Source organism: Streptomyces sp. TN58, assembly GCF_001941845.1.
Taxonomy (GTDB): domain Bacteria; phylum Actinomycetota; class Actinomycetes; order Streptomycetales; family Streptomycetaceae; genus Streptomyces.
In genome coordinates this window covers 2869526-2891162 of record NZ_CP018870.1, presented here as the reverse complement: position 1 = coordinate 2891162, position 21637 = coordinate 2869526, and the positions used below count along the sequence as shown (strand labels likewise).

Annotated in this window: 19 protein-coding genes; 8 read left to right on the top strand and 11 right to left on the bottom strand. The window is 70.0% G+C overall.

The genetic code is table 11. The features are described 5' to 3' along the window. Positions 1 to 7 precede the first annotated feature (7 nt). The 4 genes from BSL84_RS13130 (at position 8) to BSL84_RS13115 (ending at position 4023) form a co-directional block, all read left to right on the top strand. Positions 8 to 922: a hypothetical protein gene (locus BSL84_RS13130; RefSeq protein WP_075970403.1), complete on the top strand. Its 915-nt coding sequence runs from the start codon at positions 8 to 10 to the stop codon at positions 920 to 922. Between the two features lie 94 nt (positions 923 to 1016). Then, a complete protein-coding gene (locus BSL84_RS36050; protein WP_159393517.1) occupies positions 1017 to 1367 on the top strand; it encodes a hypothetical protein in 351 nt (116 codons plus the stop codon). Between the two features lie 480 nt (positions 1368 to 1847). Further along, a complete protein-coding gene (locus BSL84_RS13120; RefSeq protein WP_075970402.1) occupies positions 1848 to 2582 on the top strand; it encodes an Lsr2 family protein in 735 nt (244 codons plus the stop codon). A gap of 88 nt (positions 2583 to 2670) precedes the next feature. Then, the gene (locus BSL84_RS13115) at positions 2671 to 4023 is read left to right on the top strand and encodes a DUF3987 domain-containing protein (RefSeq protein WP_075970401.1); all 1353 of its coding nucleotides are present in this window, start codon (positions 2671 to 2673) and stop codon (positions 4021 to 4023) included. Between the two features lie 60 nt (positions 4024 to 4083). Here the strand turns inward: BSL84_RS13115 and BSL84_RS13110 are convergent, their stop codons facing one another. The 5 genes from BSL84_RS13110 to BSL84_RS36970 all read right to left on the bottom strand — a co-directional run bounded on the left by BSL84_RS13110 (position 4084) and on the right by BSL84_RS36970 (position 7286). After that, positions 4084 to 4551, bottom strand: a complete 468-nt coding sequence (locus tag BSL84_RS13110) for a hypothetical protein (RefSeq protein ID WP_075970400.1) — start codon at positions 4549 to 4551, stop codon at positions 4084 to 4086. A gap of 80 nt (positions 4552 to 4631) precedes the next feature. Further along, on the bottom strand, positions 4632 to 4856 hold the full coding sequence (locus BSL84_RS13105; RefSeq protein ID WP_075970399.1) for a DUF397 domain-containing protein: 225 nt from the start codon (positions 4854 to 4856) through the stop codon (positions 4632 to 4634). A gap of 792 nt (positions 4857 to 5648) precedes the next feature. Continuing rightward, on the bottom strand, positions 5649 to 6497 hold the full coding sequence (locus tag BSL84_RS13090; RefSeq protein ID WP_075970398.1) for a helix-turn-helix domain-containing protein: 849 nt from the start codon (positions 6495 to 6497) through the stop codon (positions 5649 to 5651). A 26-nt stretch (positions 6498 to 6523) separates the two neighbouring features. After that, positions 6524 to 7054 carry a DUF6879 family protein gene (locus tag BSL84_RS13085; protein ID WP_075970397.1) on the bottom strand — a complete coding sequence of 177 codons (531 nt, stop codon included), beginning with the start codon at positions 7052 to 7054 and terminating at the stop codon, positions 6524 to 6526. Further along, on the bottom strand, positions 7029 to 7286 hold the full coding sequence (locus tag BSL84_RS36970; protein WP_045324259.1) for a hypothetical protein: 258 nt from the start codon (positions 7284 to 7286) through the stop codon (positions 7029 to 7031). Before BSL84_RS36970 ends, BSL84_RS13085 begins: the two co-directional genes overlap by 26 nt. 613 nt (positions 7287 to 7899) lie before the next feature. Between BSL84_RS36970 and BSL84_RS13070 the strand changes: the two genes are divergently transcribed. Next, on the top strand, positions 7900 to 8982 hold the full coding sequence (locus BSL84_RS13070) for a sugar phosphate nucleotidyltransferase (protein ID WP_075970395.1): 1083 nt from the start codon (positions 7900 to 7902) through the stop codon (positions 8980 to 8982). A 35-nt stretch (positions 8983 to 9017) separates the two neighbouring features. Here the strand turns inward: BSL84_RS13070 and BSL84_RS13065 are convergent, their stop codons facing one another. After that, positions 9018 to 10340 (bottom strand): LCP family protein, encoded by a 1323-nt coding sequence (locus BSL84_RS13065; RefSeq protein ID WP_075970394.1) that lies wholly within the window; start codon positions 10338 to 10340, stop codon positions 9018 to 9020. Positions 10341 to 10554: 214 nt separating this feature from the next. Between BSL84_RS13065 and BSL84_RS13060 the strand changes: the two genes are divergently transcribed. Beyond that, positions 10555 to 11091 carry an acyl-CoA thioesterase gene (locus BSL84_RS13060; RefSeq protein ID WP_030034027.1) on the top strand — a complete coding sequence of 179 codons (537 nt, stop codon included), beginning with the start codon at positions 10555 to 10557 and terminating at the stop codon, positions 11089 to 11091. 81 nt (positions 11092 to 11172) lie between these two features. On the opposite strand, the gene BSL84_RS13055 is transcribed toward BSL84_RS13060, so the two are convergent. Further along, entirely contained in the window at positions 11173 to 12552 is a 1380-nt protein-coding gene (locus BSL84_RS13055; protein ID WP_075970393.1) for an LCP family protein, read from the bottom strand. A 301-nt stretch (positions 12553 to 12853) separates the two neighbouring features. Here BSL84_RS13055 and BSL84_RS13050 point away from each other — a divergent pair, with 301 nt between their 5' ends. Then, positions 12854 to 13879 carry a glycosyltransferase family 2 protein gene (locus BSL84_RS13050; RefSeq protein ID WP_045324255.1) on the top strand — a complete coding sequence of 342 codons (1026 nt, stop codon included), beginning with the start codon at positions 12854 to 12856 and terminating at the stop codon, positions 13877 to 13879. A gap of 254 nt (positions 13880 to 14133) precedes the next feature. Here BSL84_RS13050 and BSL84_RS13045 read toward each other — a convergent pair whose 3' ends face one another. The 4 genes from BSL84_RS13045 to BSL84_RS13030 form a co-directional block, all read right to left on the bottom strand. Next, positions 14134 to 15849 (bottom strand): LCP family protein, encoded by a 1716-nt coding sequence (locus tag BSL84_RS13045; protein WP_234363457.1) that lies wholly within the window; start codon positions 15847 to 15849, stop codon positions 14134 to 14136. A gap of 61 nt (positions 15850 to 15910) precedes the next feature. Beyond that, a complete protein-coding gene (locus tag BSL84_RS13040) occupies positions 15911 to 17647 on the bottom strand; it encodes an LCP family protein (protein ID WP_075970391.1) in 1737 nt (578 codons plus the stop codon). Between the two features lie 222 nt (positions 17648 to 17869). Then, positions 17870 to 19108, bottom strand: coding sequence for an LCP family protein (locus tag BSL84_RS13035; RefSeq protein WP_030029537.1), 1239 nt, complete (start codon positions 19106 to 19108; stop codon positions 17870 to 17872). Between the two features lie 175 nt (positions 19109 to 19283). Further along, entirely contained in the window at positions 19284 to 20033 is a 750-nt protein-coding gene (locus BSL84_RS13030; RefSeq protein ID WP_075970390.1) for a TIGR03089 family protein, read from the bottom strand. Between the two features lie 140 nt (positions 20034 to 20173). On the opposite strand from BSL84_RS13030, the gene BSL84_RS13025 reads away from it, so the two are divergent. Beyond that, on the top strand, positions 20174 to 21553 hold the full coding sequence (locus BSL84_RS13025; RefSeq protein WP_045324254.1) for a peptidoglycan recognition protein: 1380 nt from the start codon (positions 20174 to 20176) through the stop codon (positions 21551 to 21553). Positions 21554 to 21637 lie beyond the last annotated feature (84 nt).

Genomic DNA, 21637 nt, shown 5'->3' with positions numbered 1-21637 from the left:
TACCTATATGACCTTTGCCTACCAGAATGCTTCCACTCACACCTTCGTCCCCGAGATTTGGGACGCCGACCTGCTGACTCAGTTTGATCCGCTGCTTGTTTGGGCTTCCCCGATCGTCTCGAATAACAAGTACGAGGGTGAGATCCGGAAGAAGGGTGATGTGGTCCACATCAACTCGCTTCTGCGACCCTCGGTCGGGGACTACAAGGTTCCCGATGGCATGACGGCGCAGCGCCCGGAGACCGTGGATCAGAAGCTCCCGATCACTGAGGCGAAATATCTCCAGGTGCTCGTGGAGGACGCCGAGCGAGTCCAGCTCACCATTTCGGGCCTTGACTCCCCGATCAACCAGCAGATGATCCGCGCCCTTGCCCGGGAGGCCGATACGTTCATGGGCGGCATCATCGCCAACGGCGCCACGGCTCTCCCCAACGTCCAGCCGACCGCAGCCAACATCCCACAGAGCCTCTACAGCACGATCCTGGACATGATGCTGGCCCTGGACGACAACGACATCCCAGCGGGCCGGTACGTCGTCGTCTCGCCTCGCGTGAAGCGCTACCTCGTGGAACTTCCGGCCGTCGCCAACGCTGCTGCCTACGGCGACGGTGGCGTGACTGCGAACGGTGTTGTGGCGCGTCTGGCGGGCTTCACGATCCTGAGCACCACGGCGATGCCTGCGGGCGTGGACATCGTGGCTGGACATAAGGACTTTGCCACCTACGCTTCCCAGTTCTCGGGCTTCCGTGAGGGCCAGTCGGAGAAGTACCGGGCCGACTACATCGACACCCTTCACCTGTACGGCGGCAAGATCGTGCGGTACCCCGAGCTGGACACCAAGAAGGCGGACAGCACCTTTGATGAGTCCAAGCCGACGAAGGGCATCGTCAAGGCCGCCGTCGAATGGCCCACCGCAGCCTGATCGCCCGAACCGTCCGGGGCCCCTGCCAGCACAGGCAGGGGCCCGTTCCGTTCACTCTCCGCTCTGCCGGCCATCACTCCTGGAGGTCGCCCCCATGCCGAAGATGCGTAACCCCAATTCCCCATACTCCCGTTTCAAGGGTTTGATAGAGCTGCCGTGGGACCACGGCCTACCAGTTCCCGATCTGCCTACTAATCGGGAATGGTCAAATTCCGAGCGCTCCCAGTGGCGGCAATGGTGGGAGGCTCCCCAGGCCGCGATGTGGGATGAGTCGTTCATCCCCACCGTGGCCGCGATGCTGACCTATTTCGGGAAGATCCTGGACGGCTCAGCTAATGCCAACCATCAGATGGAATTCCGGCATCTGGCTACGGCTCTCGGGCTGACCGCAGACGGCATGAAGCGGCTCGGCTGGACGTTTCAGAGCGGCGGTGATGCCCAGTGAGCGCACGCCGGGCAGCCAAGGCCGGTGCCGCCGTCACCCACGACGGCAAGCACCGCCCCGGGGTCGAATGTCCCTGGTCAGATCCACAGTGCTCCGAGTGTGTGCAGGAGCTTGCCGTTCACATTGGGTGGCAGCTGACGGGTCAGGAGCGCCCCTGGGGTGACGGGTTGATGCACGAGTCGGGGAGCTGCTTCACCTGCGGGAAGGGGAGGGATAACGGCCCGTTCTGCTCCATATTTTGATTGGCAAACGTGATGGAAGGAAGGCGCCCCGGGCGGTCCCCACTTCTTTCTAATCAGGCATTACCCCGGTAATTGCATTCATGAGAGTAATTGACTCGAAATCTGTTCGTTATCATTCCGTGATAGGGAATTGGCAGGGTTGATCACGTCGCACCGGTGAGTGCGGCAGCCGCAAGAGCAGCGCTCCGGCTCATCGACTCCATGCCTCATCGGCCCCGAATCAAAGGATTCTCACGTCATGCGTAAGACGGTTCTCATCCCCGTTCTCAAGACGCTTTGTGACGCCCATCTGGCGAAGGATGGGAGCGAGGAAGAGGCCACAGACACGCTGGCCCTGGGAGTGCGTACGTGGGACCTCTGCGGATCTCACGCCGAGTCGTTCGGGTTGTACCTGGTGGATGCCCTTGGGTCGCCGGAAGACGGCGCGGCCGACCCTGACCCCGTGGCGCTGGCCGATGTGGTGCCTGTCGGGTCGGAGCGCGACGACGTGGCTGAGGGAGCGGTGGAGTCTGACGCTGTGCGGTCCGTGATGATCGGGGGGGGGGGGGGGGAGGTTCCGGGCTACGACTGGGAGACGGCGCGTGAGGCGGTGCGGAACCTGGGCTACGAGGTGGTTGGCCGTGCCGATGACAGCACGGTCCTGCTGATCGTCGGTGAAGGTGGGGACCGCAACGCCACGAAGCTGCGGGACGCTGCCGAGCACGGCGTCCCCTGCATGGACGTCCGGGCTCCTGGACGGTTCAAGGACGCTGTCTGTGCTGGTGAGTTGGTTGGTGGTGACCCGCTTCCCGAGCCGGCGAAGGTGGACCGTTCGGGGATGAGCACGCGGGAGCGGAACCGGCTGATCCGTCGCTGGGCGCGCGAGAACGGGTGGCCGAACCTTTCCGCTCAGGGGCGTGTCCCGCTGAACGTCCGTCACGCGTACGAGCTGGCCAACCGGACTCCTGCGCAGGGGAAAGCAGTAGCGGCCTGAACGCCGCCCTCACTGTGCCGGGCGTCGAGTGCGCCCGGCCACCCCGGCCACTGGCCACCCAACTAACACTCCTTGAGATAGAGGCAGCATGAGCATCCCCGTTCTGTACGGTCCCATCGGTCGCGCGGTCCGAAAGATCACCCCATTCCTGGAGACGGACCCGCTGGGGGTGTACGTGGCGGCCCTGTCAATGTGGTCGGCCGCGATCGGTGGAACGGTCAAGGTGTCGTCGCGTGGCAGCAGAAGGCCCGTGCTGGTCTGGTCCGCGCTCTGCGCCGGTACGGGAAGGGGGAAGGGGACCGCCCTGCGGGCGGCGATTCAGGTTCTGGACGGCTCCCTGGGACGCTTCCTTGCCACGCACACCACATCCGGGATCACGTCCGGGGCCAGTCTGGTCAATCACCTGTGGGAGCAACAGGAAGCGACCGCCGAGACGGAGCACGGCCGCGACGTCCGGGCCCTGGTGGTGGAGGAGGAATGGACGGAGGTCTTGAAGCGGGTCAAGCGCGATCCGTCGTTCACCACCAAGCTACGCGCGGCCTGGGACGGCGCAACGGTCCGGAACACGACCAAGGATGAAGCGCAGGAAGTGCGCGACCCTGCGATGGTTCTCCATTCGCACATCACCCCGTCTGACTGGGCCAAGTACGTTGGGGAGTCGGAGGCGGCCGGAGGGTCGTACAACCGCATCCTGCCCTTCCTGCTCGGGTCGGTTCCGATGCTGGACGATGACCGGATCAGTCTGCCGAAGGTGGACGGTTCCGAACTGTCCGACGCATACGGCTGGGCTACCGCCCGACCCCGGGTGATCACACTCTCCGAGGACGCACGGCCGCTGTGGCGGATCGTCCGCCGCTATGCCCGCATCCTGGGTGAGACCCTGCCCGAAGCACAGGCGGTGTTCATCGAGAGAACGGCCGAACAAACCCTTCGGGTAGCGGCCTGCCTGGCGGCGTCCGAGTGCTCCGAGACCGTCACGGAAGAGATCCTGTCGGCCGCATTCACCCTCGTACGCCGCTCTGTCCAGGACGCGGTCCGGATCACCAAGGGGGCCAACGCTCCCAAGATGAAGCGGCAACCGCTCAGCCTGACAGAGAAGGTCCGGGCCCGGATCGAGTTGCACGGCGGTCAGGCCACCTCTTCTCAGATCCTGCCCTACGTGGGAGCCACCGCCGAAGAGGTCAAGGCATTGCCCGGCATCGTCGTCACCGTGGATCGTTCGGGGAAGACCGGGCGCCCGGCCACCGTCTTCACGCTCCCCGGTGACAGCTCCGGTGACGCTGTGCCGCAGCCGGCCAGCGCGGAGCGTGAGGAGAACCGGGCCCCGGTCGTCCGACTGGACACCTACCGCCCGGCCGCCAAGCAAGCCAAGGAACTGGTGCCGGCGAATCGGCCTGCCGTGCCCGTTCTCGCTTCCAACCCCTTCCGCGCGCTGCTGTGAACGGTCCACCAAACGAATCAAGCCCCGGCCAATCGGCCGGGGCTTCTTTCGTTGCTTCGACTACTTCAGCGGGCAGGGCAGTTCGGGGCTGGAACGGTTCGGGGAACAGGTCACCAGGGCGACCGAATGAAAGACGGTTCCGTTCAGGTAGTGCCCCAGGGACACGTCCCCACCCCAGGTCAGCCGTTCCACCGCAGCCTTCACCACAAGGACCAGCCGAGTCACCTCCCGATCCGCTTCCGATGCGAACCGTGGTGCGAACTCCGCCAACTGGAGGCCGAGCCATTCCCCAGCTTCCTTCGGTTCCCCCCATGTGCCCCGCACCATGGAGGCCGGTTTCATCAGCCAGTGAGCTGTCTGAATCGGAGGAACGCCCGTTGCCGGGAAGTCGGCCACCGCATTGCGATAGCGCTCCCTCAACGCCTCGTCGATTCCCGCGGGCGGAGCGTGCTCCGGCGGCGGTCGCCGGACGCTCTCGTTGTCGAACGCCTTCTTCTCTCCGACCCATGCGTAACCGTGGTGGTGCACTGCCGCTCCGTTTCGGGGAATGGCGACGGCCCCGCCCGTCGGCGTGTGGGCGGGGCCGTCAGTCAGGTGGTGCTCAGGGATCAGGCGGAGAGGTCGAACCGCGCGGGGTCGATGCCCGCCGCGTCCAGCTCCGCCGTGGTGAACCGCAGCGGCTCGGCGTCCGGCCGCTTGCTGTCACCCATGGCCCACGCGTCCGGGCCGATCTTGGCGAGCGTCACGCACGCCTCGCCGTCCGGGTGCGTGCTGCCGCCGCATGCCTTCGAGAACTCGGCTCCCTCGATGGGGAGCCCGTACAGGTCGGTCATCGTCGTGCCCTTCCTGATCTGCCGTACGGCCGGATGAAAGCCGGCCGTCCCCCGCCCGCGACGGACGGAAGTCTCCAATGGGTGCTTCGGCTTCCCCGGGTCCGAAGCGGTTGCCCTCACCGCCCAGGGCGGCACCCCAGTCAAGGGGCGGACCGGGCCGGAGCCTGGGCACGTCAACCCAGACGAGACACGTCCTGTCTCTGCTCAACGGCTTGTCGATCGGGGGACTACCTGCCTCCCGCCGGGAGGGCGGCGGCGACAGGATTCCGTGAGCGGCTCAGGGAGCCGATGGCACCCGCAGCGCCTCTGCGATCTGCTCGACCGCATCAGCGCGGACATGCCCAGGTGCACGTAGGCATGCCCGTTGTGTGTCACCACAGGCCGGACGCTGCACCAGGCGCTCTCGGGCACTCCCACGGCGGCGAGAGCCGCGCGTATGGACTCCGCCGCATCCGTGGCCTGCGTTCTCGCATCTCTCCACGTCTGCATGTCCATCAGTGCCCGGTCCCGTGCATCCGGAGCAGGATGTTGCAGTCCGCGACCGTCGCACCGTCGCCCTCCAGCCCCGCTGCCTTCCGAAGCTGGCCCAGCCGCGCGCACTCCGGGCAACCCGGTACGGGACGAGGCCGGGGCCGCTCCGCCCGCATAGGCAGCACCACCGGCTCTTCCTGCCACCGATTCGGTTCCGTCTTCATCACGCCGCGCCCTCCCGATCGCCTCCGAGGTCGATGGAATGACCCTAGAAACCGGGGAACGGAGCGGGCCACGGTCTTGCACGAGCTTGCACGCGAACTAACCGAGGGACATGATCGCATCCGAGATCAGAGCCCGGGCAGGTGCACCGTAGACAGCGAGCTTGGACAGCTCTGAGAACGCCTTGGCGTACGTGGCAACCTCGCTGGGCGCCGTGACGTTCACTGCGGCCGTGAGCAGCTCCACGCTCGCTTGGCGGCCGTCGAAGAGATAGAAGGCTTCCAAGGGCCAGACACGCCGCTGGGCCGTGAAAGGGATGACCCCGAGGCTCACGTTCGGAAGCGCCATGACAGCCAACAGGTAGCCGAGCTGTCCAGCCATGGCGGCAGCGTCGCCAATGCGATAGCGGAGCACCGTTTCTTCCAACAGGAGAGCGAAGCGGTGGCTGCCGTCATGGAGCACGCGTGAGCGTTCGATTCGGGATGCTGCCGCCGTCTGCGAGTCGTCAGGGGTTCCTTGAAAGGCGGCAATGGTCGATAGCAGAGCTGCCGCGTACGCCTCGGTCTGGAGCATGCCCGGGACCACGTTCGAGCAGTACACGCGGAAGTGGCGGGTCTGCTCGTAGAGGGGGACAACCTCTTCCTGCGCCCGGCGCATGCCGTGCCGGTGCAGCTTCTGCCAGTGGACGTACATCTGGTCGGCTTGCCGGTTCGCCGCGATCAGGTCGTCTGTCTGGTCTTCTGCTCCGCACGCTTTGCACCAGGCGCGGATGTCGGCGGCCGATGCAGGGGTCTTGGCCCGCTCGATGCGTGACGACTTCGCGGGACTCCAGCCACATCGAAGAGCCAACTCATGCCCGGTCAGCTCCGCGTCTTTGCGTAGGCCCCCCAGGCGGGCGGCGATGGCTTCACGGGCGGCCTGGGCGCTGGACGAGGGGGACGCAGACATGAGTGGGCTCTTCGTTTTCCGTCAGATCAGACCGTGTACTTCTCGTGTGGGATGCCGCGCTCCCAGACTGCCTCGAACGCAGTCGAGGCCAGTCGTGCCACAGCGGGCTCGGAACGAACCTCCCAGCCAGGCTCAGACCAGTTGCCATCTCCGGAGAAGTGGTTGAAGAGCACGATCTCTCCGTCGAACACCCAGCAGTCGTTCCCGGGAAGCGCGATGTCCGAAGCCTGCCGCCTGGGCAGCCAACGGACCTGCTCCCCGGCGTGGACGTTGACCACGGTGCCGGCGTGCTCGTACCGGATGTAATCCGTCACCGGTTCTGATACGACGCGGGCACGGCGGACGATCACGCCTCGGGTCACCGTGCTGCGAATCAAATCAACCCACGGTGCCCAGTAAGCGGACGCTGGGTCGATGTCGCGTTGGCCCGTCCGCTTCCAGGTCTCGAAGTCCTCGGCCTCATCCCCGACGCCGTACGAGTCGCGCAGCTCCAGGTGCACAGCCGAGTGCTTGGCTGCGGCCAGCAGCTCGTTAAAGCCCGGCTCGTTCTGCGACATCGCACGCCTTCCTGAGCATCGGCACCATACGGGCCGGAATCCGAATCACGGCTTCGTGCGGCGGGATGCCCGGAGCGTGCCCGGGGACCTCGAACGCCGCGCACTCCGCCTCTAGCTTCTCGTCTGGCTTCCAGCCCTGAAGCACCAGCTCCCCCTTCTCCTCGTCCACCCATACGGTGGGGGAGCCCTGCTGCCCGGTGTCTGGATCAATCCCGATGAACCGTAGTGCCATGACTGCCTCCGGTGTCGAGTGGCTTACGCCAACTTGCACGAGCGTCATCCCTGTACCGCAGGGGCGTCAAGGGGGCTGCCGGAGCCCGGCAGGACGGGTGGCAGACACCACAGCGATCTGACCAGGGGAGACGGCAGGTGATCATGGGGGAATTCTGGGGAGGCACTCATATATGGCGTGTCCGTGCAGGTCAGCGTCAGATGCACCGTGAAGCACGCAGATTTACGAAGGCACGAACCAGGTCCAGCGGATCGTCATGGCGAGGAACCTGCCGTAGCCGCGAGCCGCGAGAACCAGGACGACCCCCGGCCGCTGCCGGGGGTCGTCCTGGTGCTGCGGGTGCGCGGTACCGGCCGCCCGCGGGTGGCCGGTTCGCCCCGGTAGGGGTTGCTTCGCGCCGGCAGGGCCTCCCGCGGCCCGGGCGGCCAACTGCCCGGCCGCGTCGGCCCGTTCGCCGCCAGGCGGCACGAACAGCCGGTTCTTTCACGACATACCAGCCGCCGCGCCCCGTCCCGTGCGCGCGCCGGCCGGCCCGTCCGGCACCGGCCTCGGGGCGCCACCGGATGGGCTAAATTTGGACCTTCGTACGCCGTAATCGGTTGGGGAGAACGCAATGACGGAAGCGATCCTGCTGGTCGGCGGGCAGGGGACACGGCTGCGTCCGGTGACGGTGAACACGCCCAAGCCCATGGTCCCCACGGCGGGAGTCCCGTTCCTCGCCCACCAGATAGCCAGGGCCGCCGCCGCCGGCGTCACCCACGTCGTCATGGCCACCTGCTACCTCGCCGAGGTCTTCGAGCCCTACTTCGGCGACGGTTCCGACTTCGGCCTCAGCCTGGAGTACGTCGTCGAGGACGAGCCCCTCGGCACCGGCGGAGCCATCCGCAACGCCGGGCAGCGCCTCACCGGAGGGCCCGACTCCTCCGTCCTCGTCTTCAACGGCGACATCCTCACCGGCCTGGACATCGCCGGACTCGTCCAGGCCCACGAGGCGGCCGACGCCGACGTCTCCCTGCACCTGGTCCGGGTCGAGGACCCGCGCGCCTTCGGCCTCGTCCCCACCGACCCCGACGGGCGCGTGCTCGCCTTCACCGAGAAGCCGCAGACGCCCGAAGAGATCATCACCGACCAGATCAACGCCGGCTGCTACGTCTTCCGCCGCAGCGTCATCGACTCCATCCCGGCCGGCCGCCCCGTCTCCGTCGAGCGTGAGACCTTCCCCGGCCTGCTCGCCTCCGGAGCCAAGCTGCACGGAGTCACCGAGAACACCTACTGGATGGACCTCGGCAAGCCCGAGTCCATCATCCAGGCCTCCGCCGACCTCGTCCGCGGGGTCGTCGCCTCCCCGGCCGTCCCCGGCCGCCGCGGCGAGTCCCTGGTCCTGCCGGGCGCGCTGGTCGCCTCCGGAGCCAAGCTGTCGGGCGGCACCGTCGTGGGCGCCGGCGCCCGCGTCGAGGCCGGCGCGGTCGTCCAGGGCTCCATCGTGCTCGACGACGCCGTCATCGGCCCCGACGCCCAGGTCAACGCCAGCCTCGTCGGCGCCCGCGCCGCCGTGGGCGCGCGGACCGTGCTGGACGGCGCCGTCGTCGGCGACGGAGCCGTCGTGGGCGCCGACAACGAACTCCGGGCCGGCGCCCGGGTGTGGTGCGAGGCCGAGCTGCCCGCCGCCGCCATCCGCTTCTCCCCGGACGCCTGACTCAGGCCCGGGGAGGCGGGGCGGCGCCCCCGCGGTCAGTTGCCGCGGACGGTGACCTTCTCGTCGTTCTGGATCTGCTTCACCAGCTGCTGCACCTTCGCCTTGTCCCAGACGAGGTTGCCGCCGCGCTGCCCGGAGATCGGGATGTTCATCGACACCCCGTCACCACCGTTGACGCCCTTCATCGCGAAGAACATCTGGCCCATGTCGTACAGGCCCATGTCCTTGTCCACGATGAGGGTGTCCAGGCCCGCCCCCAGCATCGGGTAGAGCGCGAACGGGTTGAGGATCGTCGACGGCGTCGCGGCCTGGTTCGCCAGCGCCGCCAGGAACTTCTGCTGGTTCTTGGTCCGCTGGAGGTCCGACTCGGCGAAGGCGTACCGGGTGCGTACGAAGGCCAGCGACTGCTCGCCGTTCAGCGTCTGCCTGCCCGCCTTGAAGTCGGCGCCCGACTTCTCGTCCTTGAAGCCCTGCTCGATGTCCAGTTCCACACCGCCCAGCGCGTCCACGATGTTCGCGAAGCCGGCGAAGCCGATCTCGGCGTAGTGGTCGATGCGCAGGCCAGTGTTGTGCTCCACCGTGCGCACCAGCAGCTCGGGGCCGTCCTCCGCGTACGCCGCGTTCAGCTTGACCCGTCGCCCCTGCGCTGGGAACTTCTTGCCGGACTGGGAGCCGACGAAGGAGGGGATCTCCACGTCCGAGTCACGCGGCAGCGAGATCATCGTGTTCCCGCTGGAGCACTTGGCGAGGATCATCATCGAGTCGGTGCGCTTGCCCTCGGCCGAGCCCGTGTGGAGCTTCTTCTTCTCCTCGGCGGACATGCCCTCGCGGCTGTCCGAGCCGACGATGAGGTAGGTCGTGCAGTCGCCCTCCTTCGGCCGTTCGATGACCTTGGAGAGGTCCACCTCGCGCCGCACCTTGGAGTCGGCCCAGAAGTAGGTGGAGACGGATGTCACAAGCAGCGCGGAGACCAGCACGATCGAGCCGACCTTGATGCGCCTGCGCCAGTCCGGGGCCGGGCCGGACGCCCGCCCGGGGCCGCCGGGGCCCGAAGGCCCGCCCGGGCCCCCCGGCCGGCCCGGGGCACCGCCGGAGGGCGAGCCGTACACCTGGCCGGTGTTGTAGCCGCTGTCGTAACCGCCGTACGTGTCGTGCGCGCCCGCCTGCTGCGGAGGGACGCCGGGCGTGGGCACGGGCCCCGCCGGGCGCTGCGGCCGCGGCGGCTGTACGGGCTGCGGGGGCCGCGCCGGCTGCTGGGGCTGCCGCTGGACGTGCCGCATCCGCTGCACACCCTCGGGCTGCGGACGCGCGCTGCCGCGTCCGTAGGCGTCGTCACGACCTTCTGGCCAGTCATTCATGCGCCCAAGGATGCCTGCCGGGGCACCGCCTGCGACAGCCCGGGTGAGGTTCCGTACCGGTGCTGTTGCAGAGCTGATGCCTGCGCGATCCAACCAAGGGCCTGTATCGAGTTGCCCCGTGGAGCAAGGAGCGGCGTTCGGCTCCTGCGCCGAGGGTGCGTGCCGGGCGTCGCGACGCCGCGGGGCAACTCGATACAGGCCCTAAGGTGTGCGTATGACACAGATACCGGGCGAGCTGCCCGGGAAGCCGACCGCCGCCTCCCGGACGACCCTCAGCCACATCATGACCGCCAACGACACCAACCTCCTGGGCACGGTGCACGGTGGCGTCATCATGAAGCTGGTCGACGACGCCGCCGGCGCCGTGGCGGGCCGTCACTCCGGTGGCGCGGCGGTCACCGCCTCCATGGACGAGATGGCGTTCCTCGCGCCCGTGCGCGTGGGCGACCTCGTCCACGTGAAGGCCCAGTGCAACTGGACCGGCCGCTCCTCCATGGAGATCGGCGTACGCGTCCTCGCCGAGCGGTGGAACGAGTCCACCCCCGCCACCCAGGTCGGCAGCGCCTACCTCGTCTTCACCGCGGTCGACTCCGACGGCAAGCCCCGCCAGGTCCCGCCCGTGCTCCCCGAGACGGAGCAGGACGAGCGGCGCTACCAGGAGGCCCAGATCCGCCGCACCCACCGGCTCGCCCGCCGCCAGGCCATCATGGCCCTGCGCGAGGAGCGCGCCGCGCAGGGCTTCGACGACTGAGAGCCCCCGCCGCGGGGCCACCGCCCCGTACGGCTCGCGCCCGCGCTCGCACTCGCGCTCGCAAGGGCCCGTACGGGCCGGTCAGTTCCCGCAGACCACCTGGTCGCCGCTGACGACGCCGAAGGCGCCCTGGTGGGGGTCCTCCGCCCGCACCGGCACCACCCTGCGGTAGTCGGAGCCGGCGATCACCGTCACCGTCCGGCCCTTGCCCGCGACCGCCCGCAGCTCACTGCCCGGCAGCGCGGTCGCCACCGAACGCGCCGAGCGGTCCCAGCGCGGGTCGTACCTGATCACCGTGCGCTTGACGTCGCGGCCGGCGCCGTTGCCCGGGGTCCGGGTGGTGTCGAAGCCGGTGGCGCGCAGCGCGCTGTCGACGCGCCCGCCCAGCCCGTCGATCCGCGTGCCGTTCTCCACCTGCACCCGGACCTGCGCCGGCGGCACGTCCACCGGCACCGCGGCGGGCCGGCCGGCGGCCTTCCCGGGCCGGGCCGGGGCCAGCGGCCGGTCCTGGCGCAGCGCCTCGAAGAGCTTGGCCGCCTTCGGCTCGTCCCACTTCACGGTGGACCCGATGCCCTTCACCCGGAAGGAGGGGTTGCCGATGGGGACCGAGGCGAACTCGGATGAGGAGGGGGTGAAGTCCCGCATCGCCTGCCCGAGCGCGAGCATCTGCTCCGCGCCGAAGCCCCTGTCAGCGCGGACCGAGCCCAGCAGGGTGGAACTGAGCTCCTTGAACTTGACGGGGTTCAGCAGCACCCCGCTCCCGGTCGCCTGCTCGATCAGGGAGGCGACGAACCGCTGCTGGCGCTGCATCCGGCCGAGGTCGGAGGCGCCGTCGACGTGGCGGGAGCGTACGTACTGCAGGGCCTGGCCGCCGGTCAGCCGGTGGGTGCCGGGCACCAGGTCGAGGCCGGTGCTGGGGTCGCGCATGGTCTTGGCGGTGCAGATCTCCACCCCGCCCATCGCGTCGACCGTCTTCATGAAGCTGGTGAAGTCGACCTCCAGGTAGTGGTCGATCTTCACCCGGGTCATGTTCTCGACCGTCCGCACGGTGAGGTTGGGCCCGCCCTCCGCGTACGCCGCGTTCAGCCGCACCGGGTGGGGCTTGTGCGCCTTGCCGGTGACCTGGTCGCGGTGTGCGGGCACCTCGGCGTAGCTGTCACGGGGCAGGCTGACGACGCTGGCCCGCTCCCTGTCCGCCGACAGGTGCACCAGCATGATCGTGTCGGTGCAGCGGCACGGCGCCCCGCCCAGGCGGTACTCGCGCTTCTCCTCGGGGCTGATCCTGTCCCGGCCGTCGGTGCCCACCAGCAGGAAGTTGAGGCCGTGTCCGGCCTGTGGGCGGTTCTTCATGTCCTTGAACGGGTCCACCCGCTCGATCCCGGTGTCCAGACCGGTCATCACGGCGTGCCCGACAGCCCCGGAGCCCAGGACCGCCACCGACAGACCGGCCGCCAGCCGCACCCCCCACCGGGGCCGTCCCTCCCGGCGCCGGGCCCGTCCGCCGGCACCGCCGCGCCGTGCGCGCGGCGGCTCGGGCGGCCGTGCGGGACGGGTGGGTCGGTGCGGCTGGGGCACGGCGGACACCTCCGCGGGGCAGCAGGGATACCGGTCACGGCCGGGCCGGGTCGGGAGTACTCAGCCCGCTGATGCGACAGAACAGTAGGCCCATACGATCAGCAGCTGTCCCTACCGATCACTCGGCGCGCACCCGGTTCCCCCGTACGCGGTAACGTGACACCGATACCCGACCTTGAAGGACCACATGCCCGCCCAGCAGCCCGCAGTCTCGGTGATCATGCCGGTGCTCAATGAGGAGCACTACCTCCGCGAGTCCGTCCGCCACATCCTGGAACAGGAGTATGCGGGCGAGATGGAGGTGGTGATCGCACTCGGGCCGTCCACGGACCGCACCGACGAGATCGCCGCCGAACTCGTCGCCGAGGATCCCCGAGTCCACACCGTCCCGAATCCCACCGGCCGGACCCCGGCGGCGCTCAACGCCGCCATCAAGGCCTCGCGTCACCCGATCGTGGTACGCGTCGACGGCCACGGCATGCTCTCCCCGGACTACATCGCCACCGCCGTCCGCCTCCTGGAGGAGACCGGCGCCCAGAACGTCGGCGGGATCATGCACGCCGAGGGCGAGAACGCCTGGGAAGAGGCCGTCGCCGCCGCGATGACCTCGAAGATCGGCGTCGGCAACGCCCCCTTCCACACCGGCGGCCAGGCCGGCCCGGCCGAGACGGTCTACCTCGGAGTCTTCCGCCGTGAGGCGCTGGAGCAGCAGGGCGGCTACAACGAGGAGTTCATCCGCGCCCAGGACTGGGAGCTGAACTTCCGCATCCGCGAGGCCGGCGGCCTGATCTGGTTCTCGCCCGAGCTGCGGGTCCAGTACCGCCCGCGGCGCTCGGTCAAGGCCCTCGCCAAGCAGTACAAGGACTACGGCCGCTGGCGGCACGTGGTGGCCCGCTACCACTCGGGCTCGATCAACATGCGCTACCTGGCCCCGCCGACCCTCGTCTGCGCGCTCGCCGCGGGCGTGGTCGTGGGCGTGACCGTCAGCCCGCTGGGCTTCGCCGTCCCGGCGGGCTACCTCGCGGCGATCACCGCGGGCTCCGTCCCGGCCGGCAAGGGGCTGCCGCTGAAGGCGCGGGCGCAGATCCCCCTCGCCCTGGCGACCATGCACCTGTCCTGGGGCTTCGGCTTCCTGACCAGCCCGCGCGCCCTGGCGAACAAGCTCATCGCGAGCCGCCGCCCGGCCGTGCTGCCCGGCGTCCCGCAGGCCTAGGGGTGTCGTCGAAGTCCCGTCTGGGTGGCGGGGCCCGGCACGCACGCCCGCCGCGCTGTCGTCGGTCGCCGACGCCCGCGTCGACTCCCTCCTGCGCCGTGCGAGCACACGCACCGGACCCCGCCACCCATGCCCTCACGGGCGGCCGACGCCACTTCGCCGACACCCCCTAGGAGTTACGAAGGGGCCCCGGCGCGGGGGCTGCGATCGTACGCAGCGCCCGCGCCGGGGCCCCTTCGTGTGCGCGCCGGGTGCTACCAGGTGAAGCCGGGCTGGATCGCCATGCAGGCCTGGTCGTTGTCGCCGTTGAGCGCGTGGGCGGAGTCCGGCGCCTTGGTCGGGGCGGGCGCCGGCGCGGCGGGCGTGCTGCCGGAGCGCCAGTCCTTGCCGACGAACACGACGATCCCGGCGACCTGGTCGGACTTCTGGACCGAGGCGGCGGGCAGGCCGAGGGCCGTGGCCACGGCGGCCGCGTCGGCCGCCTGCGCGTCGGTGGCGTAGCGGATCACCGAGGTGTCCTCCGCGCCCGTCCGGGTGTCGGCGACGACCTTGGTGTAGCCCTTGCCGGCCAGCAGGGCCGCGACCTCACTCGCCCGGCCCTTGACCATGGCCTCGGCGCCGTCCTTGCCGCCGGTCGAGTTGCGGACGGTGACCGCGGTCTTCGCGGGCGGTGCGGCCGTGGCCGCCGCGGTGGCGGTGGGGCCCGGCTGCTGGGCGCCCGTCGACGGGGCGGACGGAGCGGGCGCGGACGGGGCGCCCGGGGACGCGGAGGCGGTCGGGGAGCTTGAGCCCTGGCCGTCGAGCGCGATGTCCTCGCGGACCATCCGGAACAGGTCCTCGGCCTCGCCGGCCTTGGGCTCGACCCGCCCGGCGAGGCCGGGCTTGGTGCTGTAGACCCACGGCATGGTGGTCATGGTGATGCGGCCCGGCGGGACCTTCTTGAGTTCCATGCTCAGGTCGAACAGTTTGTCGATCTTGTTGAGGCCGGTGTCCACGACCATCGCCTCGATCGCCGCCTGGGCCAGGCTGTTGAGCTTGACCGGATTGCTGAGCTTGGCGTTCTTGCGGAACTCGCGGGCCATCGAGTTCATGTACTGGTGCTGGGCGTGGGTGCGGCCGATGTCGGTGCCGTCCTCGAAGCCGTAGCGGGTGCGCAGCCACTGCAGGGCCGTCTCGCCCTGGATGACGCTCGTGCCCTTCGGCAGCTTCAGGCCGGAGCCCTTGCCGTCCCGTGTGCGGGAGTGCACGTTCTGCTCGACGCAGACCGGGACGCCGCCGATGGCGTCCGCCATCCGGACCACGCCCTTGAAGTCGATCATCATGAAGTGGTCGATGGGGATCTTCGTCAGCTCGGTCCACGCCGCGACCGTGCAGCCCGGACCGCCGCGCTGGATCGACTCGTTCGTCTGGACGAGCCCCTTGCTGGCGGGGTGCACCTTGCCGCCCGGCTCGGTGCACTTGGGCATCATCAGCATCGTGTCGCGCGGCATCGAGATCACGGACATGTTGGTGCGGTCCGCGGACAGGTGCAGCAGCATCTGGACGTCCGCGAGCGGCGGCCCGTCGAAGGTGTCCGTGGCCCCGCCCAGTGCCTGGTTCTCCGCGTCGTCGCGCGCGTCGGAGCCGATGAGCAGGATGTTCAGCGGGGTCTGTCCGAAGGCGTTGGGCTTGGAACCGCCCAGCTTGTTCTCACCGAGGTTCAGCGCGTCCGTCTGGATGCTGCCGTTGAGGTGCCGGTAGTAGAGGTAGCCGGCCGCCGCCGTCGCGAGTATGAGCAGGGACAGCACGGAGGAGACCCAGCGCAGCACGCGCCGGCGGCCCCGCCTTGCGGGGCGGGCACTGCCGGGGCCGGCCGGCCCGGAGCCGTCCCGCTGCCGGGGCACCGTGCCGGGCGCGCCCGCCCCGCCGCCGGGTATGTCCCCGTCGGCCTGGGCGCTCGCCCCCTCCCCGCGCACGTCGCTGTGCCTCACGCGTATCCCCCTCAAGGTCCTTCTTGGTCGACATTGCGCCGGTCCGACCGGCCACGTCCCGCTACTTGGCGCAGATCGCCTTGTCGGCCTGCGCCTGCTGGACGTCCTTGGGCAGCTCCTGCGGAACGGGAGGCGCCAGCGGGCTGCCCGGCTTCTGGAAGTCCGGACCCAGCGTCAGCTTCATCGGGGTCTTCGCCGCAGCGTCCGTCGTCCCCATCTTCAGCGCGGTGGCGGGCAGCCCCATGGCGTCCGCGAGCGCCCGGGCCTGGTCGGCCTGGTTGGGCGCGTACTCCAGCTGTGTGGCGCCGACCTTCGCCGGGGCGTTGCCCTGGTTGCTGGCCTTGGACATCCCCTTGGTGTCCTGCAGCCACTTCAGCGTGGTGGAGGCGGAGCCCGAGGGTCCGCCGCCGTTGTAGACGTTCACCCGTACGTCGCCGGCGGGCGCCCGGTTGCCCTGGAGGAGGGCGTCCTGCTTGGCCTTCGCGTCCGCGTCGGCCGCCTCCTGCGCGGCCCGCTCCTTCTTCTCGACCTCCGTGAGCGAGACGTCCCCCCGGATCATCTGCAGCAGCGGATCGGCCAGCGAGTGCTCGACGACGACGGTCGCCTTCTTGCCCTCCGGCTCGGCCGGGTTGTCCTTCACGGGCAGGGTGGTGAAGGTGATGTTCTTGGTGTCGATGTTCTTCAACTCGCCGGCCAGGTCGGTGAGCTTGGCGATGGAGCCGATCCCCGAGTCCACGGCCAGCGACTTGGTCGCCGCCTCCGCGAGCGACAGGAACTTCTTCGGACTGGTCAGCGTCTCCTGCGACTTCATCTGACGCATCATCGAACCGAGGAACTGCTGCTGGATCTTGATGCGGTCGAGGTCGCTGTTGTTGCCGAAGCCGTGCCGCGTGCGGACGAAGGCGAGGGCCTGCTCGCCCGACAGCCTGTGCTCGCCGGGGCCCAGCTTGAGCTGGGAGCCCTCCTCGTCGTTGACGGCCTTCTCCAGGCACACCGGCACTCCGCCGACCGCCGTGCTCAGCGTCTTGACGGCGTTGAAGTCGGCCATCATGAAGTGGTCGACCTCGACCCCGGTCAGCTCCTTGACCGTGCGCATGGTGCAGCCCGCGTCACGGCCCTCCTGTCCCAGGCTGGTGTTGAAGCGGGTGCTCTTGACCGGCGGGATCGTCTTGGTGGAGCCGTCGGGCTGCTTCGTCGGGCAGGCGGGGATGTTCGTGATCAGGTCGCGGGGGATGGACAGCGCGGTCGCGTTCGTCCGGTCCTTCGAGACGTGGAACAGGATCGTGGTGTCGGCGTGGCCGACGCTGTCCTTGTCGCCGTACCCCTCGTTGCCCTCACCGCTGCGCTTGTCGGTGCCGATGACCAGGATGTTGATGGGCTGGTCCTTCTTGAAGCCGCCCGTGCCCGCGCCCGCGACGTCGGTGACGCTGAGGTTGCCGTTGAGGTGGTCGTAGTAGAGGTACGCCGCCGTGGCGCCCCCGACCAGCAGGAACGCCAGGGTCCCGCTGGTGATCAGCAGGACCTTCTTGCGGCGTCCGCCGCCTCCGCCGCCCTTGCGCGAGCGGCCGCCGCCCCTGCGGCCCCCGGGCGGGGCGTCGCCGCGGCGCGGCTTGGGTACACCGGGGGAAGGCGTGGTGGGAGCGGGGGCCGAGGTCGATCTGCGCGGCGCGGCGACCTTGGGCCGCTGCTGCACAGCGGAATCACCCAGTTGCAGTTCGTAGTTGCCTGTGCGGGGGTTGAGCACCCACTGGTCGGCGGGGTCGATCTCGTCCGCCCGTCCACGGCTCTGCGCATCCACGGTTGCTCGAATCCTCCGTCGGTGCCTCGCGACGCGCCTCCCCAAGGCGCACGGTCAACGATCCGGCTGCTGGTGCCCGATCTCCGGTCCGGCCGGGCACCGGATCGCTCACCTTATCCGCCCTGTTCGGCGGCAAACCATGGTGGGTGAGAAATTCCACTCCCCTTATAACGGGGCGAACCGCCCATCCCGCTCGGTTCGGTCACCGGCTTTGGGATTGCTTTACCGGCACTCCGCGTTCCCTGCGGTCGTTCCTGTGAAAGTAGGGATGGGCGCGGAGGGGGTGGAGGTTCCCTCGCCGGTCGAATTCCCTTCCGATTCCCCTTCCGTCGCGGTCGGGGCGGGGGTCGGGGTGGGCGCCGCCGCGTCCCGGCTCGGGGTCGCCGACGGCTTCGGCGGCTCCACCGTGACCGGGCGGTCCGCCCGCAGCTGCCGGAACAGCCGTGCCGCGTCCGGTTCCACCAGCTCGTCCCGGTTCGGGTCGGCGGCGTACGGCCTGCGGGGAACCGTAAGGAACTTGACCTGTTCGGTCGGTATGTCCCGCATGCCCCGCGCGAGTTCGTACAGGTCGCGCAGCGAGGCCAGACCCGGGTCCGTGGTCAGCGAGGACGTCGCCGCGTCCAGCAGCGGGTACAGCCGGGCCGGGTTCAGCAGGACCCCGTTGCTCTGCACCTTCTTGACGAGCGCGGCGAGGAACTGCTGCTGGCGGTCCATCCGTTCGGTGTCGCTGCCGTTGCCGAGGCTGTGCCGGGCGCGGACGAAGCCCAGCGCCTTCTCGCCGTGCAGGGTCTGCCGTCCGGCGGCCAGCCGCACCCTGGCCTCGGCGTCGTTCACCGGCTGCTTGAGGCACACCTCCACCCCGCCGATGGCGTCGACCATCTTCTTGAACCCGCTGAAGTCGACGACGATGTGGTGGTCGATCCGGATCCCGGTGAACGCCTCCACCGTACGGATCGTGCAGGCGGCCCCGCCCCACTGGAACGCCCAGTTGAACTGTGCGAACCGGGACGCGCTGCGGCTCCCGTCCGGCTGCGTGCAGGCGGGGATCCGGGTCATCAGGTCCCGGGGTATCGACACCGCCGTCGCGCTGCGGCGGTCCTTCGGCAGGTGCAGCAGGATCGTGGTGTCCGAGCGCTGGGTGCCGTGGTCCTGCCCGTATCCGGTGTTGCCCCTGCCGGAGCGCGAGTCCGAGCCGATCAGCAGGATGTTCTGGGCGCCCGTGGCCAGGTGCGCCGGCCGCTCACGCTCGTAGCGCTCCAGCTCGGCCGCCGCCGAGGTGTCCTCCGTGATGTTCCCGTCGAACTTGCTGTAGAGCCACCAGCCGGTGGCCGCGCCCGCCAGCACGAGCAGGGCCAGCCCGAGGCCGATCCAGCGCAGCAGCCGGCGCCTGCGGTTCCGCGGAGGCCGTCGTCCGCCTCCGGCCGCTTGGGTGCCGCCCGGTATGCCTGCGCTGTCCGTCACTGGCGTTACGTCCCCTCGCCGATGCGAGCAGCCGTACGGGTGAGCACGGCCACTGCCGATCCTGCCCCCGGGGCGCCGGAGCAGCCCGGGGGCAGGGTCCTGTCTAGGGCCGTCCGGGTGACAGATCGGGCGTTCCCGGAATTGATCAGTGTGGGTGACGGACCGCGCGCCGCGGTCAGACCGTGTGGGTGACGCGCTCGCTCTCGGTCCGCTGGGCCAGCGCGTCGGGCGACAGCCGGTCCAGGTTCCGGCAGAGCACCACGGAGGCCTCCGCCGCCAGCGCGGCGTACAGCCCCGCGGACAGCCCCTCCCAGGTGTCGTAGCCCAGGCCCGTCAGCACCCGCGACCCCTCGCCCAGGCCCAGCTTCGCCGCGTCCTCGCGGGCCCGGCCGACCAGCGCCGTGTGCGAGAGCTCCACGCCGTCGACCTCCAGCGCGGGACCCTCCGGATCCACCGGGACGAAGGGGGCGAAGCGGTCACCTTGCCCCGGTACCTCCACCGCGTAGTCCGCGAACCCGGCCGGAGGCTGCGGGAAGCGCCCGCCCAGCGGGCGCAGGGCGAGCGCCACCCGCTCGCCGCCGCACTCAAGGGCCCGCTCCAGGCTGTCCGGACCGCTGACGACGAGATCGGCGCCGCCCGGGTCCCCGCCCACCGACGCCACGACCCCGACCGAGTCGCAGGCGAGCAGCCACACGGCGCTCTGCCAGTGCGCGGGGAGCAGCAGCGCGAGCCGGTCACCGGGCTCGGCCCCCAGGTCGCCCTGGAGCAGGTTCGCGGTCTTGGCCACCCAATTGGCGAAGGTCGCGACGGACAATTCGACGCGTTCGCCGGTGGCGTCGTCGTAGAAGGTGATGAGCGGGCGGCCCGGATCGGCGGCGAGCGCGGATCGCAGCAGGTCGGCAGGGGTGCGGGTGATGGCGTTCACCCGGCACAGGGTACGCGGGGCCCTCCCCCGTACGGGGGCCTGTGGCTCCCCCGTACGGGGGAGGGGTACCGGCGGTCGCAGCGGACGGAGCATCAGATCTCGGATGGCGCCCCATGGTGCGCGTGCCCACCATCCTTTCCATGCGTGGATTCCTTGCTTCCTCGATCGGCGTCGCGACGGCCGCCGCACTGGCCCTGCCCCTCGCGCTCCCGACTCCAGCACTCGCCGAAACCGTCCCCGTCACCCCGGCCGGGTCCACCCAGTCGCTGCCGCTCGCCCCCATGGGACCCGCGGCGGACCGCACCCCCGGCGTCCCCGGAATGAGCGCCTCGCCCCGCGGTCCCGAGACGCAGGGCCTGCCCGCCCGTGAGGTCGAGACGTTCTCGCTGGTCGGTGTCGTCTGGGACGACGCCACCACCCAGCTCAACGGCCGCGTCCAGGTTCGTACCCGCTCCGTCCGGACCGCCACCTGGTCCGACTGGCAGGACGTCGAGGTCCACAACAGCGAGCACGCGGCCGACCCCGACGCGGCCGAGCGCGGCTCCGGCCGGGTCCGCGGCGCCACCGCCCCGCTGTGGGTCGGCGAGTCCGACGGCGTGGAGGTCCGCGTCCAGGCGGAGACGGACGCCCCGGCCACCCCCGCGGGAGCCCGGCTGCCCTCCGGCATGCGGATCGAGCTCGTCGACCCGGGCGAGGCGCCCGCCGAGCCCGCGGACGGCAAGAACACCGGCCCGGGCGACGACAAGGGCGAGCTGGCGGCGCCCGGCATGACGATGGAGATGGCCGAGGCCTCCGCCGCGAACGTCCCGCACGCGCAGCTCGGCGCGAACGAGATCACCGAGCTGAACAAGGCCGACTCCACCGCCGACGCCGTCTTCGCCGGCGACGGGCTGACCGCGGCGGCCGCCCCGTACATCGGCCCGCGCCCGCGCATCGTCACCCGCAAGGGGTGGGGCGCGGACGAGTCGCTGCGCGAGAAGGCCTTCGCCTACACGAACACCGTGAAGGCGGCGTTCGTCCACCACACCGCCTCAGGCAACAACTACGCCTGCAAGGACGCCCCCGCGGTGCTGCGCAGCCTGTACCGCTACCACGTGGTCAGCAGCGGCTGGCGCGACTTCGGCTACAACTTCGCCGTCGACAAGTGCGGAACGGTCTACGAGGGCCGCGCGGGCGGCGTCACCAAGCCGGTCCTCGGCGCGCACACCATGGGCTTCAACACCGACAGCATGGGCGTGGCGGTGCTCGGCACCTTCACCTCCTCCGCGCCCCCCGCCGCCGCCGTCGACGCGGTCGCCCGCCTCACCGCCTGGAAGCTCGGCCTCTTCGGCCGGGACCCGCGCGCGAAGACCACCCTGAAGTCGGGCGGCGGCAACCGCTACCCCAAGGGCCGGAACGTCTCGATGAACGTCATCTCCGGCCACCGCGACGGCTTCGCGACGGAATGCCCCGGCAAGAAGCTCTACGGCAAACTCCCGACGGCCCGCACATCCTCGGCCAAACTCCAGGGCCGTCCCTGACCCCCGACACGGTCCCGGGCCCGGGGCCTCGGCCCCGGCCCGCCCGTGCCTCCGGCCGGCGGGCCAGGGGCCGGACGGGGCCGG

What these genes read in the sequence shown, in the direction of transcription:
- BSL84_RS36970 (WP_045324259.1), bottom strand. Translation starts at nt 7,286, where the DNA reads ATGGCACTACGGTTCATCGGGATTGATCCAGACACCGGGCAGCAGGGC.
- BSL84_RS13065 (WP_075970394.1), bottom strand. Translation starts at nt 10,340, where the DNA reads ATGAATGACTGGCCAGAAGGTCGTGACGACGCCTACGGACGCGGCAGC.
- BSL84_RS13090 (WP_075970398.1), bottom strand. Translation starts at nt 6,497, where the DNA reads ATGTCTGCGTCCCCCTCGTCCAGCGCCCAGGCCGCCCGTGAAGCCATC.
- BSL84_RS13070 (WP_075970395.1), top strand. Translation starts at nt 7,900, where the DNA reads ATGACGGAAGCGATCCTGCTGGTCGGCGGGCAGGGGACACGGCTGCGT.
- BSL84_RS13085 (WP_075970397.1), bottom strand. Translation starts at nt 7,054, where the DNA reads ATGTCGCAGAACGAGCCGGGCTTTAACGAGCTGCTGGCCGCAGCCAAG.
- BSL84_RS13120 (WP_075970402.1), top strand. Translation starts at nt 1,848, where the DNA reads ATGCGTAAGACGGTTCTCATCCCCGTTCTCAAGACGCTTTGTGACGCC.
- BSL84_RS13115 (WP_075970401.1), top strand. Translation starts at nt 2,671, where the DNA reads ATGAGCATCCCCGTTCTGTACGGTCCCATCGGTCGCGCGGTCCGAAAG.
- BSL84_RS13130 (WP_075970403.1), top strand. Translation starts at nt 8, where the DNA reads ATGACCTTTGCCTACCAGAATGCTTCCACTCACACCTTCGTCCCCGAG.
- BSL84_RS36050 (WP_159393517.1), top strand. Translation starts at nt 1,017, where the DNA reads ATGCCGAAGATGCGTAACCCCAATTCCCCATACTCCCGTTTCAAGGGT.
- BSL84_RS13025 (WP_045324254.1), top strand. Translation starts at nt 20,174, where the DNA reads ATGCGTGGATTCCTTGCTTCCTCGATCGGCGTCGCGACGGCCGCCGCA.
- BSL84_RS13050 (WP_045324255.1), top strand. Translation starts at nt 12,854, where the DNA reads ATGCCCGCCCAGCAGCCCGCAGTCTCGGTGATCATGCCGGTGCTCAAT.
- BSL84_RS13060 (WP_030034027.1), top strand. Translation starts at nt 10,555, where the DNA reads ATGACACAGATACCGGGCGAGCTGCCCGGGAAGCCGACCGCCGCCTCC.
- BSL84_RS13105 (WP_075970399.1), bottom strand. Translation starts at nt 4,856, where the DNA reads ATGACCGACCTGTACGGGCTCCCCATCGAGGGAGCCGAGTTCTCGAAG.